Consider the following 14,884-nt stretch of genomic DNA (forward strand, 5'->3'; position numbering starts at 1 on the left):
TCATCCCAGTTCTCCTCTTCTGATCCGGGGAGTTCTCCGCCGCGCCCTACCCGGCCGCCGCGAGCCATCCGCAGATCCCCTCGACCGCGGCCGAACACCCGCCGCAGCCCGTCCCGGCGCGGGTGCTCTCGGCCAGCGCGTCGCGGTCACGGGCGCCGTCGGTCCATGCCGCGACGAGGTCGCCCTTGCTGACGCCGTTGCACCGGCACACCACCGCGGCGGCGGGCATGGTGGACGGCGTCTGCGCGGCCACCGCCTCCGCGCGCCCCAGGATCACCGACACGACGTCGTCCGGCACGGGTAGGGCGTTCTCGTACAACTGTGTGAGAGTGCCGACCGGTTCCGGGTGGCCGATCAGTGCGGCTCCCACCACGCGGCCGGCCACCACGTCGACGCGGGCGTAGCGGCCGCGCGCGGGTTCGCTCAGCGTCGTGACCTCGGTGGGCTCGTCGTCGCCGCCCGCCGAGCCGTACACGTCCTCCGCGAGCTCGCCCAGCGCGACCACGTCGAGCCCGTGCGCCTTGAGTCTGGTGACCTGCGTACCGCCGACGTACCGGGCGTGCGGATCGGTGCCGGCGAGCCGCGCGGCCAGCACGACGGCCTGGTCCCACGCCGGGGCCACCAGGCCGCTGACGACACCCCGGTGCTGGGCGCAGTCGCCGATTGCGCTGATGGCGGGATCGCTGGTCGCGAGCTCGTCGTCGACGACCACGCCGTGGCCCACCTCCAGGCCGGCGTCGCGCGCGAGGTCCGTCCGGGGCGCGGACCCGGCGGTGAGGACGACGGTGCGGCAGTGCACCTCGCCGTCGTCGAGTCGTAACGTCGACCCGTCCCAGCTCGTGGCGCGCGCGCCGGTCACCGTCCGCACGCCGAGCGCGGCGAGGGCACGGACCAGGACGGCGCCGGCGCCGGCGTCGAGGCAGCCGTTCATGGGCCAGGCGCGGGGGTGGACGACGACGACGTCGTGCCCGGCCGCGGCCAGTGCGCAGGCGACCTCGAGGCCGATGAAGCCCGCACCGACGATCGCGACGGGCCCCGGGTGGGCGGCGAGATGGGCAGTCAGCTTTCTCTGACCCGCGGCGTCCCGGAGAGTGAACACACCGGGCGCGAGACCGCCGTCCGATGAGCGGATGCCGTCGACGGGCGGGATGCGGGGCGCGGCGCCGGTGGCCAGGACGAGGTGGTCGTAGCCGGTCCTCGCACCGCCCGCGAGCTCGACCTCGCACGTGACGCGGTCGATCGCCGTGACATGTGTGGAGGTGTGCAGGGCGATGTGGTGGCGTTCCCACCACCCGGCGGGCTTGAGCCGCGCGACCGGGGTCGCGCCACCGGCAGCCCCGGACGCCCCGGCAGCCCCGGACGCCGCGGACGCCGCGGCAGCCCCGGACGCCCCGGCAGCCCCGGACGCCGCGGCGGCGTGGGAGAGCATGATGCGGTTGTACGGCTCCTCCGCCTCGGCGCCGAGCACGGTGATCGACAGGCGCGTCGGGTCGGGCTCGCCCGCGCGCAGTTCCTCGGCGAGGCGCGCGGCGGCCATCCCCGCGCCGACGATCACCACGTGGCGCCGCACCTGCGGCCCCGTCGGACCGGGCGGCGTGCCCGGCACCGTGCGTCCCGGCCCCACCTCCGCGCTCACGCCGCCTCCAGCCGCACCGCGCACACCTTGAACTCGGGCATCCGGCTGTGCGGGTCGAGCTCGGGCAGGGTGAGCAGGTTGGCCCGCCCGCTGCCGGCGAAGTGGAACGGCAGGAAGAGGGTGTCGGAGCGCATGTCCTCGTCGCAGCGGACCTCGGCCTCGACCGCGCCGCGCCGGGAGACCACGCGCGCGGCGTCGCCGTCGGCCAGCCCGACCGCGCGGGCGACGACGGGGTGGACCTGTACCCACATCCGCGGCTCGGCCGCGGCGAGCTCGCCCACCCGGCGGGTCTGGGCGCCGGACTGGTAGTGCGCGAGCAGCCGCCCGGTGGTCGCGAGCAGCGGGAACGCGGCGTCGGTCGGCTCTGCCGGCGTCCGCGGGGCGTCGACCACGAAGCGGGCCCGGCCGTCGGCGGTGGCGAAGCCGTCCAGGAACAGCCGCGGGGTGCCGTCCGGGGAGTCGGAGCCGCACGGCCAGTGCAGCACCTCCCCCGCGTCGAGGCGGTCCCAGTCGATGGCCGAGTAGTCGGCCTTGCCGCCGGCCGAGGCGCGGGCGAGTTCGTCGAACACCACGCGTGGGTCGGTCGGGAAATTTTCGGGCCCGCGGTCCAGGCGGCGGGCGAGCTCGTGCCAGATCCACAATTCGTCGCGCGCGCCGTCCGGCGGGGTGATCGACCGGCGGCGCCGCAGGACGCGACCCTCGAGATTGGTGAGCGTGCCCTCCTCCTCGGCCCACTGCGACACGGGCAGGACGACGTCCGCCAGCGCCGCGGTCTCCGACAGGACGAAATCGGCCACGACCAGCGTGTCCAGTGCGCGTAGCCGCTCGGCGACGCGGTCGGCGTCCGGCGCGGAGACCACCGGATTGGAGGCGTGCAGGAGCATGGCGGTGGGTCCGCCGGGTTGTCCGAGCGAGTCGAGCAGTTCGAACGCCGACACCCCGGGGCCGGGGATCTGTTCAGGGTCCACGCCCCACACGGCGGCGACATGGGCGCGGGCGTCGGGGTCGGTGATCATCCTGTACCCGGGGAGTTGGTCGGCCTTCTGGCCGTGTTCCCGGCCGCCCTGCCCGTTGCCCTGCCCGGTGAGCGTGCCGTAGCCGGTGCCGGGCCGACCGGGCAGGCCCAACGCGAGTGCCAGCGCGATCACCGCTCCCACTACGGAGGTGCCGTCGGCGTGCTGTTCGGCGCCCCGGGCGGTGAGGATGTAGCTGCCGGCTCCGGCGTCGCGGGCGTCGGCGAGGAGCCGCACCGCCCGCTCGAGGAGGGCGACGGAGACCCCCGTGACGCGCTCGGTGCGCTCCGGCAGCCATGCGGCGGCGTGCGCCCACGCGTCCTCGAATCCGGTGGTGCGGGCGGCGAGATACCGCGTGTCGGCGGCCCCGGTGACGACGACGAGGTGCAGCAGCCCCAGCGCGAGGGCCGCGTCCGTGCCGGGGCGCAGGCGCAGGTGCACACCGCCTCCGTCGAGGGCGTGCCGCGCGGTCGCGCTGAGCCGGGGGTCGGCCACGATGAGCCCGCCCGCCGCGGCCGCGGTGTCGAGGTGCTGGAGGAACGGGGGCATGGTGTCGGCGGGGTTGGCGCCGATGAGCAGGACGGCCCGGGCGCCCGAGAGGTCGGTGACGGGGAACGGCAGGCCGCGGTCGAGGCCGAAGCTGCGGTTGGCGGCCGCGGCGGCCGAGGACATGCACCAGCGGCCGTTGTAGTCGATGAGCCTGCTGCCCAGCGCGAGTCTGGTGAACTTGCCCAACTGGTAGGCCTTCTCGTTGGTGAGTCCGCCGCCACCGAAAACCGCTACGCCGTCCGGCCCGCCTGCGGCCTGCGCGCGTCGGATGCCGTCGACGACCCGGTCCAGTGCGGTGTCCCAGTCGCAGGGCTCGAGGCGGCCGTCGCGACGGATGAGCGGCGTGGTGAGCCGGTCCGGGTGGTCGAGGAGCTCGCCGGCGGTCCAGCCTTTGCGGCACAGTCCGCCCCGGTTGGTGGGGAACCACTCGGGCGTCACCTCGGCGGCCCTGCCCGCGGTGGGCGTGACGCTCATCGCGCACTGCAGCGCGCAGTACGGGCAGTGCGTGTGACCGGGCCCCTCGGCATCCTGCACCCGGGGCCGGTCCGGCGTCACCCGGGCGGTGTCGACGCTCGTCATGGTGTTCTCCTCGTCGTCGTCCTCGTCGTTTCTCGTCGCCCCGCCCCCGCGGCCTGCCGGCGAGTGGTCGAACCCGACCACGTCGTCCCAGGTCGGCACACGCGCAGACCGGCACTTGTGACCACTCGCCGCGCCCCGGCGGGGGCGGGGACACAGGCGCGGCGATCAGCGCGCGGCGGGCACCGGCTCAGCCCCACCCGGCGCGGCGCCGGCCGTGCCAACCCGCGACGACCCGGCCGCCCCGACAGGCGACGTCCCGGTGGCCACCGGCGCGGGCGCGGCGGCCGGGCGGCGCAGGTACACGGCCCGGGTGATCACGGCCGCCACCACGTAGAAGACGGTGAACACCACGAACGCCGCCGTCGCCGATCCCGATGACTGGTATGAGCTGCGCAGGGTCATGTTGATGAGGAAGCCGCCGAAGGCCCCGACGGCGCCGGCCACTCCGATCAACGCCCCCGAGTGGGCCCGCGACCACGCCGCCCGCGCCGCCTCCGGCAGGTCCAGGCCCCTGCTGCGGGCCTCGTAGACGGTGGGGATCATCTTGTAGACCGACGCGTTGCCCATCCCCGTGAGCGCGAACAGGGTGAGGAAGGCGGCGAAGAACAGGACGAGCGCGCCGCCGGAGAGCCTGCCGCCGTTCGAGGCCTGCATGCTCGAGGTGACGATAAGCGCCACCGTGGTGAGGGCCATGCCGAGGAACGTCACCAGCGTCACCCGCGCACCGCCGAACCGGTCGGCCAGGCGGCCACCGAGCATGCGGGTCAGCGAACCGAGCAGCGGGCCGAGGAAGGTGATCTGCGCGGCGTGGAGCGCGGCCTCACCCGGCGACTGTCCGTTGCCGGTGAAGGTCATGGTGAGCATCTGGCCAAAGGCGAAGCTGAAGCCGATGAACGAGCCGAAGGTACCGATGTAGAGCAGGGACAGCACCCAGCCGTCCTTGTCGCGGACCACATCCTTCATGCTGGCCACGTCGACGGTCTGGTGAGCGAGGTTGTCCATCTTCAGCGCCGCACCGATGCCGGCGATCACCAGCAGCACCAGGTACACCGCGATCACCCAGTGCGGCGAGCGGTTACCGGCCAGCGCGATCACGACCAGGCCCACCACCTGAATGGTGGCCACACCGAGGTTGCCGCCGCCCGCGTTGAGGCCCAGGGCCCAGCCCTTCATCCGCTGCGGGAAGAAGGCGTTGATGTTGGTCATGGAGGAGGCGAAGTTGGCCCCGCCCAGGCCGGCGAGCGCGCCTACCACCAGGTACAGCCACAGCGGCTGGCCCGGGTTGGCCATGATCCATAGCATCGCGCCCGCCGGGATGAGCAGGACGAACGCGGAGAACATCGTCCAGTTGCGACCGCCGAACGTGGCCGTGGCCAGCGTGTAGGGGATGCGCAGGAACGCGCCGGTGAGGGTCACGACCGCGGAGACGAGGAACTTGTCCGGGGCGTCGAGTCCATAGACGTCCTCCGGCATGAACAGCACCATCACCGCGAAGAGGGTCCACACCGAGAACCCCACGTGCTCGGCGAACACCGACCAGTACAGGTTGCGCACGGCGATGCGGCGACCGCCGGACTCCCACTGGTGCCGGTCCTCCGGATCCCAGTTCTCGATCGTGCGTGAGCGCGTCATGTGCGTGGCCCCTCCCCGCCGGTGGGCTCCCTCGTTCGGAGCCCCGTGACGGCAACCGTAGGAACGGGCTGTTTCCCCTGTGCTATTCGCGGTGACGGTCCCGTCACGGTGTACTCACGTGCAGGCGTTCGACCTGTGAGGGCGCCTCGGCCGTGATGGACTGTGCGCATGTCCTGCCGCGTCACATTCCGCGTCACCGCCCGCCTCATCGCGGTGATGACCGCCGCGCTCGCCCTCATGACGGGTCTGGTGCCCGCAGCCTCGGCGCAGCAGACCGGGGCCCATCCCCTGGACACATGGCGGGCGCCCTTTCCGCCGCCCGCGCCGATCCCGGCCGACGCGCGGTACGTTGACACCCAGTCCACGACCGGCCCGGACCAGCCGGGGTTCTGGGAGCCGGGACCGAATGTCATGCGTGTGGTCTCGCGGGCCCCGGCGGACTCCCCCACCTGGTGCGACGGTTACTGGAACCTGGCGGGTGTGCGGTGTTGGCAGGTGGCCCCGGATGGATCCGTCGCCGAACTTCGCCGGTTCTCCCTCCTCACCGACATGTGGCACGGCTCGTCGGACCCCTGGGCCGGGGCCGCCTATCAGGCCGGCTACCGCGTCGCCTACGAGATGGGCTGGGACTACACCTCCGGCGGCATCGTCATCCCCACCGGATCCGGGACCGCCTACTCCACGATGATGCCGCTCGGCAGGCAGTCCCCGGATGCCGACGTATGGGTGGCGCCGGGGATCCTTCCCGGGAGCTGACGATCGCGGCCGCGACGGCTGAGTAGCCTGGTGGTTCCGCGTGCCCCCGGATGAGAAGGATGCCCCACGTGCCGTTCCCTCTGGATGTCCCCGAGTCCGTCCTGCGCAGGCGCCGCAGCCAGAAGTGGCAGGCGTACCCGGAGGACGTGCTGCCGCTGTTCGTCGCCGAGACCGACGTCCTGCTGGCCCCCGCGATCCGGGATCGACTCGCGGCCGCCGTCGCCGACGGGGACACCGGGTACTTCACGGAGATCGAGCGGCTGGCCGGGGTGTGCGCCCGGTACTACTCGCGTTTCGGGTACGACGTGCCGGAGGACGCCGTGATCCCGGTCAACGATGTGGGGGTCGGCGTTCGCGAGTCGCTGGCGCGCATCCTGCCGGCCGGGAGCGGTGTCGTGTACACGCCGCCGGTGTACATGCCGTTCGGGCCGTGGATTCGGCGCGTGGGGATGTCACCGGTCGCGGTGCCGTTGATCGGTCACGACGGCGAGGACCCGCAACTGGATCTGGCGGGAATCGAGCAGGCGTTGGCGGGTGGAGCCCGGGCCGTTCTGCTCAGTCACCCGCACAATCCCACGGGCGTCCTCCACTCGCGTGCGGAGTTGGCCGAGCTAGCCCGGATCGCCGCCCGGCACGACGCGGTGGTGGTCTCGGACGAGATCTGGGCGCCCCTGGCCATGCCCGGCGTGGACTTCGTCTCGTTCCTGGCGGTCTCGCAGACCGCGCGCGAGGTGGGGCTGGCGATCTCATCGGCGTCCAAGGCGTTCAACCTCGCCGGGTTGAAGTGCGCGTTCGTGGTCAACGGCAATCCGGAGAAGTTCGCGGTTCCCCGTTCGGCGCTGTCCGGCGCGGTGGGGCACTTCGGCGCCCTCGCCGCCGAGGCCGCGCTCACCGAGTCACTCGACTGGCTCGACCACATGCGGGCCGCCCTCGCGTCGAATCTCGACCTCATGGAGCGGTTGCTGGCCGAGCATCTGCCCCGCGCGCGGTGGCGGCGGCCTGACGCGGGGTTCGTCGCGTGGATCGATCTGCGCGGGTACCCGGGCCTCGGCGACGACCCTGCCGCCGCGTTCCTGGACGAGGGTCGGGTCGCGCTGAGCCCGGGCCCGGCGTTCGGACCTCAGGGCAAGGGCTTCGCCCGCGTGAACTTCGCCTGCTCCGACGAACTTCTCTCCGAGGCATTCTCACGGATGGGGCGGATCGCGTCCGAGCGCGGCTGAGGTCCGCCCAGGCGCGGTGTCAGCGGATCCGCACCCCTCGGCGGCGGGGCCGTGGCCTCGCCGCCAGAGGAGAACTCCACCGAACGTTCAGCCCGTCACCGTGAAGGCGAACGACGTCCTGTGCTCACGTCCGTACCGGTCCGTCGCCGAGACCCGGGCGGTGTGCTCGCCCGGCTCGAGATCGGAGGGCAGCGCGATCCGCCACAGGTGCGAGCTCGACCGGCCCAGTGCGGCGTCGGCGATGAGGTTGTGGGTCCCCGAGACGGTCTCGGTGTACTCCCAGCCCACGTTGAGGGCCTCGCCGGTCGCCGGCTGGGTGTGCTCGGCGGCGACGGGCTCGCCCCCGTCGACGGACACCCGGACGCTGGCGTCCGTGGATCCGCCGAAGAAGCTGGCCGCCAGCCACGCCGCGCCCGTGCTCACGTCCGCGGTGCTGACTGAGTCGGTCGCCACGGGAGCCGGAGCCTCACCCTGCTCCCCGTCGTCCTTCCACTGCTGGTAGGCCTCGGCCCACTCCCGCCACGCGGGGCTGTTGATCCCTGTCAGGAACTGACGGTCGGTCGACTCGTTACGCACGGTGTAGTACTCGGAGCGCTCGTGTCCGTCGAACTCGATGGTCAAGACACCGGGCTCGGCGGCGTCAGAGGTGTAGGCGTGGGGCACGCCGTTCTCGTTGAGCTCGCCGGAGTACCACGAGCCGGAGACCGCGCCGGCCACGAGCTGGTCGTGGGTCAACTCGGGGATCCCGGCATCGATCCACTCTTGCCTGGAGTCACCCGCCAACAGATGCTCCAGCGTGTGGGTGTGACCGCCCACCGTCACCGCGTTGGGATAATCGGCCAGGATCTCGTACAGCGCACTCGCGTTGTCGGTCGTGACACCGCGGTAGTCCACGATCGGCGCGTGCGCGGCCACGACGATGTTCTTCTGACGCTCCACGTGCTGCAGGTCGTTACGCAGCCAGTCGAGCTGCTCCTGCGTGAGGGCCTCGGCGTAGCCGCCGTTGGACCCGTCGGCCTTCTGACCGTTGTAGACGATGTTGAACAGACCCACGAAGTGGGTGTCGCCCACTTCGTAGGAGTAGTACGGCGCGCCGAAGTCGCGGCGATAGGTGTCGACGGAGTGGGTGGCGTCGGCCGCGTCGAAGTCCATGTCGTGGTTACCGGGGATGGCACGCACGGGACCGTTCGCGTCGGCGTAGAGGTCCTTGACGGGCTGGTTCAGGCTCAGGTCGTCGCCGACGTTGTCGCCCAGGAGCAGGATGCCGCAGCCCGCGTAGTCGTCGCGGGCCGCGAGGTCGGCGGGCACGCCGCGGCTCGCGTACCCGACCTCCTCCATGTCGTAGGTCTGGGTGTCGGAGGCGATCGGGCAGGACTGCCTCGGATCGGCGGTCGCGGCCGACTTCGCGAGCGGGAAGTTCACCGCCGCGGGTAGATCGCCGGTCGGCTTCAGCCCGCCGAAGCGCAGCTCCGGCGAGCCCTCGGGCAGGTGGTTGTAGCTGAACTGGGCGACCTTCTGCTCGTCGACTGGCACCTGCCAGCCTGCGGGCTGGGTGATGAAGGCGGTGAAGTTGTCGGTGGCCGGCAGTTCGTAGCGCCCCTGCTCGCGTTTCACGCCGCGGCGGGCAGAGGGTCTAGGTGCATGCGCGACACCCCCGCCCGCCGTGCCCTTCGAGGGGACGGCGAACGGGGGTGGACGACAGCCTGAGCCGGTGGGATGCGGGCGTCAGCCCTGGTCTGCCGCCAGCTTCCTCAGCGACTCGGTCGGGGCGAAGCGCTCGCCGTACTTCGCGGCCAGCTCCTCCGCGCGAGCGACGAAACCCTTGTAGCCCGAGGCCTCCTTGGCGCCCGGCTCCGAGTAGTTCTTGGCGTACTGGCGGGTGCCGCCGGTCCACGCCGGGAACCCGATGCCGATGATCGAACCGATGTTGGCGTCGGCGTCGTCCACGATCACGCCCTCGTCAACGCACTTCTGCGTCTCGAGCACCTCGGCGAAGATCATGCGGTCGATCAGGTCCTGCAGCGGCGGGGCGTTATCGGGAGAGGTGTTGAACGCCTCCCGCAAGCCCGGCCAGAGTCCGCCGCGCTTGCCGTCGGCGTACTCGTAGAACCCCGCGCCGGCGGCGCGCCCGGACCGCTTGATCTCCTCGACCATCTTCAGGACGACGCGGTCGGAGGAATTGGGCACGTACTCCTTGCCCGCCGCCTCCTCAGCCTCGCGGGTGGCCTGACGGATCTTGACCATGAGGTTGAGGTTCAGCTCGTCGGACAGCTGCAGCGGCGCGGCCGGGTAGCCGGCGATCCGGCCGGACTGCTCGATGGTGGCGGGCTCGATGCCCTCGTCGAGCATGCCGATCGCCTCGTTGACGAAGGTGCCGATGACGCGCGAGGTGTAGAAACCACGCGAGTCGTTGACGACGATCGGTACCTTGCGGATCGCCAGGGTCAGGTCGATGGCCTTGGCCAGGGTCTCCGGGGTGGTCTTGTCCCCCTTGATGATCTCGACCAGCTGCATCTTGTCGACGGGCGAGAAGAAGTGGATGCCGATGAAGTCCTCGGGGCGCTGGACGCCCGTGGCCAGGTCGGTGATCGGCAGGGTCGAGGTGTTGGACCCGAGCAGGGCGTCGGGGGCCACGATGCCCTCGATCTCCTGGAAGACCTTCTTCTTGAGCTCGGGCGACTCGAACACGGCCTCGATCACCGTGTCGCAGCCGGCCAGGTCCTGTGGGTCCGCGGTCGGCGTGATGCGGGCCAGGAGGGCGTCGGACTTCTCCTTGGTGGTGCGTCCGCGCTCGAGCGCCTTGGCTTCGATCTTCTCCGAGTAGGCCTTGCCCTTCTCGGCTCCGGCCAGCTCGACGTCCTTGAGCACGACCTCCATTCCGGCCTTGGCGCAGACGTACGCGATGCCCGCGCCCATCATGCCCGCGCCCAGGACGCCGACCTTCGTGAACTCGGTCCTGGGGATCTCGGAGCCGTCGGCCGCCTTCGGGCGGGCTCCGCCGGAGGCGCAGTGCTGCATGTCGAAGAAGAACGCCTGGATCATGTTCTTCGCGATGGGACCGGTGACCAGCGAGACGAAGTAGCGGGCCTCGATCTTCTCGGCGGTCGCGAAGTCGACCTGGGAGCCCTCGACGGCGGCGGCCATGATCGCGCGGGGCGCCGGGGAGGGCGCGCCCTTGGTCTGCTTGCGCATGTTGGCCGGGAAGGACGGCAGGACGCCGGACAGCTCCGGGTCGTCGATGGTGCCGCCGGGCAGCGTCCAGCCCTTGCGGTCCCACGGCTGGGTGGCCTCGGGCTCGGTCTTCAGCCACGCCGTGGCTGCGTCGATGAGCTTCTCCGGCGCCACGACCTCGTCGACCAGGCCGGCTTTGAGCGCCTTGTCGGGCGCGAACGAGCGGCCGGACATGAGGATGTTGGGCACGGCCTGGGCCAGGCCGAACATTCGGACGGTGCGGACGATGCCGCCGCCGCCGGGCAGCAGTCCGAGGGTGACCTCGGGCAGGCCGACCTTGGCGCCGCGAGCGTCGGCCATGACTCGGTGATGGGTGGCGAGCGCGAGTTCGAGGCCGCCGCCGAGGGCGGCGCCGTTGATGGCGGCCACGACCGGCACGCCGCAGGTCTCGAGAGCGCGCATGCGCTCCTTGATCCCCATGGACCGCGCGTAGAGCTCTTCGGCCTGGTCGGGGCCGGCTTTGATCATCGACTTGAGGTCGCCGCCGCCGAAGAAGCTCTTCTTGGCGGACGTCAGCACGACGCCCTTGATGGAGTCCTTCTCGGCCACGATGCGGTCGACTGTGGCGGCGAAGTCCTCGATGAACCGGGCGTTCATCGTGTTGGCGCCGTGGTCGGGGTCGTCCATGGTGAGGATGACGATGCCGTCGCCGTCCTGCTCCCACCGGAACATATTCTCGCTCACTTGATCTCTACTCCTATGCCTGTGGTGTCGATGGGTCAGACGCGCTCGATGATGGTGGCGACACCCATGCCGCCGCCCACACAGAGCGTGATGAGGGCGCGCTTGCCGCCGGTGCGCTCGAGCTCGTCGAGCACGGTGCCGGTGATCATCGCGCCGGTCGCACCGAGGGGGTGCCCCATCGCGATCGCCCCGCCGTTGACGTTGAGCTTCTCGTCGGGGATGTCCATGTCCTTCTGGAAGCGCAGCACGACGGAGGCGAAGGCCTCGTTGAGCTCCCACAGGTCGATGTCGTCGGGGGTGAGCCCCGCGGTGGCGAGCGCCTTCTTCGCGGCCGGGGTGGGGCCGGTGAGCATGATGGTGGTGTCGGCGCCGGAGGTGGCGGCGGCCACGACGCGGGCGCGGGGGGTCATGCCCATCTCCTGCCCGGCCTTCTCCGAGCCCACGACGACCAGGGCGGCGCCGTCGACGATGCCGGACGAGTTGCCGCCGTGGTGGACGTGGTCGATCTCTTCGATCCAGTGGTACTTCTGCAGCGCGACCGCGTCGAAGCCACCCATGTCGCCGACCATGGCGAACGAGGGCTTGAGTCCTGCGAGTGACTCGACGGTGGTGCCGGGACGCATGTGCTCGTCGTGGTCGAGGATGGTGACGCCGTTGATATCCTTGACGGGGACGACCGACTTGGCGAACCGGCCCTCTTCCCAGGCCCGCGCGGCCAGGCGCTGCGAACGCTCGGCGTAGCGGTCGACGTCCTCTCGGCTGAAGCCCTCGATGGTCGCGATGAGGTCGGCGCCGATGCCCTGCGGCGAGAAGTACGTGTCGTAGTTGGTGGCCGGATCCATGGCCCAGGCGCCCCCGTCGCTGCCCATCGGCACGCGCGACATGGATTCGACGCCACCGGCCAGGACGACCTCGTCCCACCCGGAGCGGACCTTCTGCGCGGCCATGTTGATGGAGGTCAGGCCGGAGGCGCAGAATCGGTTGATCTGCACGCCGGCGACCGTGTCGGGCATCTTGGCCGCGAGGGCCGCGATGCGCGGCAGGTCCATGCCCTGGTCGCCGAGCGGGCTGACGATGCCGAGGATGATGTCCGAGATGCGGTTCTCGTCGAGCTCGGGGAACCGACGCCGCGTCTCCTCGATGAGGCCGACCACCAGGTCGATCGGCTTGACCCCGTGTAGGGCACCACTGGGCTTGCCCTTACCTCGCGGTGTCCGGATGGCGTCGTAGATGAATGCCTCGGTCATGGGTGGGCCACGCTCTTTCTCTGGGCGAACAGGTTCATGTCCCGTCAGGTTACGTGGTGCGGTCCCACGTCGCGGAGTGTGGTCCGTTTCCGTCGACCGGCGCGTCGTCGGCGCGGCCGGTGGCACAGTGGATCGCGTGACTGCGAATGACATCGTCTCCCCTGTCCTGGCCGAGCTCGCCGACGCGTGCGGGGTCGCCACGAGTTACCAGGACGCCCACGGCGTCCATCAACAGGTCTCCGCCCGTACGGTGCGGGCGGTGCTCGCCGCGATGGGCGTTCCGGTCAGGCCCGGCGGCGACGACGACGAGCTCGGAGTCTCGGATCACGAGGCCCTCGAGGACATTCGGGCGCGCCCCTGGCGGCGTGTTCTGCCCCCGTCCCTGGTGGCTCGTCAGGGCACCGCCACGGAGTGCCCGGTTCATGTCCCGCACGGCGCGAAGGTGAGGGTCTCAGTCCTGCTCGAGGGCACCGATGTCCCGGTGACGCTGCTCCCTCTCGATGAGCCACGCGCGGCCCGCGAGATCGACGGCGTGACGGTCGAACGGGTGACGCTCCGGGTCCCGGACGCACTGCCGGCCGGGTGGCACCGCGTCGCCGCCGTCGTGGAGGTACCGGATCGCGAACCGGAGTCGTCCGAGTGCACCCTGCTGGTGTACCCGCCGACGATCCCGGTCCCCCGCGGCCTGGGAGAACGTAGGGCAGTCGGTCTGGCCGCGCAGATTTATCAGGTGCGTTCGCAGCAGTCGTGGGGCGTCGGGGATCTCGCCGACCTCGGGACCCTGTCCGCCTGGGCCGGCCGCGAAACGGGTGCGGACTTCGTGTTGGTCAATCCGATGCATGCGGGCGAACCGTACCCGCCGGTCGGCCCGTCGCCCTATCTACCGACGACCCGCCGCTTCGCCTCTCCCCTGTACCTACGTCCGGAGCTGGTGCCCGAGTACGCGGAGCTACCCGCCGCTGATCGCGCGCGGGTCGATGTGCTCGCGCGGGAGGCAGCGGAATCCAACGAGAAGGACACCATCGACCGGGACGCGTCGTGGTCCGCGAAGTTGGAGGCACTGCGCCTCCTCTTCGCCGTTCCGCTCTCGCCGCGACGCTCTGAGTCGTTCGACCGGTTCGCCGTCGAACAACCGGGGCTGAGGGGGTTCGCCACGTGGTGCGCACTGGCCGGCGAGCACGGGCCTGACTGGAGCGAGTGGCCGGAGGAGCTGAGGGATCCGGACTCGGAGTCCGTCGCGCGCTTTGCCACCGAGCACGCGGAGGAGGTCCGTTTCCATGAGTGGTTGCAGTGGCAGGTCTCGCAGCAGCGGGGGCTTGCGCAGAGCGAGGCGGTCGGAGCCGGTATGCGGCTGGGCGTCCTCCACGATCTGGCGGTCGGCGTCCATCCGACCGGGGCGGATGCGTGGTCATTGAACCGGTCGCTCGCCCGCGGCGTCTCGGTGGGCGCGCCGCCGGATGCGTACAACCAGCTGGGTCAGGACTGGTCGCAGCCGCCGCTTCGACCGGATGCTCTGGCGGAGGAGGGTTACGCGCCATTCCGCGACATCGTTCGCGCCGCGCTCCGGGATTCTGGTGGGGTGCGTATCGATCACATCCTCGGGCTCTTCCGCCTGTGGTGGATTCCTGAGGGCGCCCCGCCCACCGAGGGGACGTATGTCCGGTATGACCACGAGGCCATGCTCGGTGTCCTCGCGTTGGAGGCCACGCGGGCCGGCGCCGTGGTGGTCGGTGAAGACCTGGGCACGGTGGCTCCGGGGGTGCGGGAGACGTTGTCCGATCTCGGGGTGTTGGGTACGTCGGTGATGTGGTTCGAGAAGCGTGACGACGAGCCGGTTCCGCCGGAGGAGTATCGCCGCCTGTGTATGGCGTCGGTGACGACGCATGATCTTCCCCCGACGGCCGGGTATGTCGATCTCGTCCACGTGGATGTTCGTGAAGAGCTCGGGCAGCTCACCGGTGACGTCGAGGAGGAGCGTCGGTCCGCGGCGGCCGAGATCGAGGCGTTCCGTAAGGAGGTCCGCGATCGGGATCTTCTAGAGGGCGATTCCCCGGATGATCTGGTGGTGGCACTTCACCGCTTCGTGGCGGCTGCGCCGTCGTTGCTCGTGGCGGTGTCGGTGTCGGATCTGGTGGGCGATCGCCGCCCGGTGAACATGCCGGGAACGTCGGATGAGTATCCGAATTGGCGGGTGCCGTTGACGGACGCCGATGGCCGCTTGGTCAGCCTCGAGGGGCTCGTGGATTCGGCATTGGCGCGTCGCGTGATGTCTGTGGTGGTGGGCCGCTGAAATGGCTGGAACCCCCGAACCGTTGGTTCGGGGGTTCCAGCGTTGTG

General features: G+C 71.0%; 9 protein-coding genes. 3 read left to right on the top strand and 6 right to left on the bottom strand.

Features of this window, described 5'->3' with window-relative positions:
* Positions 1-46 precede the first annotated feature (46 nt).
* The 3 genes from DPA01S_RS12665 to DPA01S_RS12675 all read right to left on the bottom strand — a co-directional run bounded on the left by DPA01S_RS12665 (position 47) and on the right by DPA01S_RS12675 (position 5,409).
* A complete protein-coding gene (locus DPA01S_RS12665) occupies positions 47-1,636 on the bottom strand; it encodes an FAD-dependent oxidoreductase (protein WP_232303137.1) in 1,590 nt (529 codons plus the stop codon).
* On the bottom strand, positions 1,633-3,876 hold the full coding sequence (locus tag DPA01S_RS12670; protein WP_371412116.1) for a molybdopterin oxidoreductase family protein: 2,244 nt from the start codon (positions 3,874-3,876) through the stop codon (positions 1,633-1,635). The genes DPA01S_RS12665 and DPA01S_RS12670 overlap by 4 nt, the downstream gene beginning before the upstream one ends.
* 66 nt (positions 3,877-3,942) lie before the next feature.
* Positions 3,943-5,409, bottom strand: a complete 1,467-nt coding sequence (locus tag DPA01S_RS12675; protein WP_083961817.1) for a nitrate/nitrite transporter — start codon at positions 5,407-5,409, stop codon at positions 3,943-3,945.
* Positions 5,410-5,577: 168 nt separating this feature from the next.
* Between DPA01S_RS12675 and DPA01S_RS12680 the strand changes: the two genes are divergently transcribed.
* Both DPA01S_RS12680 and DPA01S_RS12685 read left to right on the top strand, forming a co-directional pair.
* Positions 5,578-6,165, top strand: coding sequence for a hypothetical protein (locus DPA01S_RS12680; protein WP_061229318.1), 588 nt, complete (start codon positions 5,578-5,580; stop codon positions 6,163-6,165).
* A 59-nt stretch (positions 6,166-6,224) separates the two neighbouring features.
* Positions 6,225-7,385 carry a MalY/PatB family protein gene (locus DPA01S_RS12685; protein WP_232303138.1) on the top strand — a complete coding sequence of 387 codons (1,161 nt, stop codon included), beginning with the start codon at positions 6,225-6,227 and terminating at the stop codon, positions 7,383-7,385.
* Between the two features lie 87 nt (positions 7,386-7,472).
* Here DPA01S_RS12685 and DPA01S_RS12690 read toward each other — a convergent pair whose 3' ends face one another.
* From DPA01S_RS12690 to DPA01S_RS12700, 3 genes are all read right to left on the bottom strand, one after another.
* Positions 7,473-8,999, bottom strand: coding sequence for a calcineurin-like phosphoesterase C-terminal domain-containing protein (locus DPA01S_RS12690; RefSeq protein WP_232303139.1), 1,527 nt, complete (start codon positions 8,997-8,999; stop codon positions 7,473-7,475).
* 111 nt (positions 9,000-9,110) lie between these two features.
* Positions 9,111-11,288, bottom strand: a complete 2,178-nt coding sequence (locus DPA01S_RS12695; RefSeq protein ID WP_061916733.1) for a 3-hydroxyacyl-CoA dehydrogenase NAD-binding domain-containing protein — start codon at positions 11,286-11,288, stop codon at positions 9,111-9,113.
* A gap of 47 nt (positions 11,289-11,335) precedes the next feature.
* Positions 11,336-12,547 (bottom strand): acetyl-CoA C-acetyltransferase, encoded by a 1,212-nt coding sequence (locus tag DPA01S_RS12700; protein WP_061916736.1) that lies wholly within the window; start codon positions 12,545-12,547, stop codon positions 11,336-11,338.
* A gap of 136 nt (positions 12,548-12,683) precedes the next feature.
* On the opposite strand from DPA01S_RS12700, the gene malQ reads away from it, so the two are divergent.
* On the top strand, positions 12,684-14,837 hold the full coding sequence (malQ, locus tag DPA01S_RS12705; RefSeq protein WP_232303140.1) for a 4-alpha-glucanotransferase: 2,154 nt from the start codon (positions 12,684-12,686) through the stop codon (positions 14,835-14,837).
* The last annotated feature ends 47 nt before the right edge of the window (positions 14,838-14,884 follow it).

Origin of the sequence: Dietzia papillomatosis NBRC 105045 (genome assembly GCF_001570845.1) — a bacterium.
Taxonomy (GTDB): Bacteria; Actinomycetota; Actinomycetes; order Mycobacteriales; family Mycobacteriaceae; genus Dietzia; species Dietzia cinnamea.

Coding starts and splice junctions, on each gene's coding strand:
- DPA01S_RS12675 (WP_083961817.1), bottom strand. CDS start 5,409: ATGACGCGCTCACGCACGATCGAGAACTGGGATCCGGAGGACCGGCAC.
- DPA01S_RS12680 (WP_061229318.1), top strand. CDS start 5,578: ATGTCCTGCCGCGTCACATTCCGCGTCACCGCCCGCCTCATCGCGGTG.
- DPA01S_RS12685 (WP_232303138.1), top strand. CDS start 6,225: ATGCCCCACGTGCCGTTCCCTCTGGATGTCCCCGAGTCCGTCCTGCGC.
- DPA01S_RS12695 (WP_061916733.1), bottom strand. CDS start 11,288: ATGTTCCGGTGGGAGCAGGACGGCGACGGCATCGTCATCCTCACCATG.
- DPA01S_RS12700 (WP_061916736.1), bottom strand. CDS start 12,547: ATGACCGAGGCATTCATCTACGACGCCATCCGGACACCGCGAGGTAAG.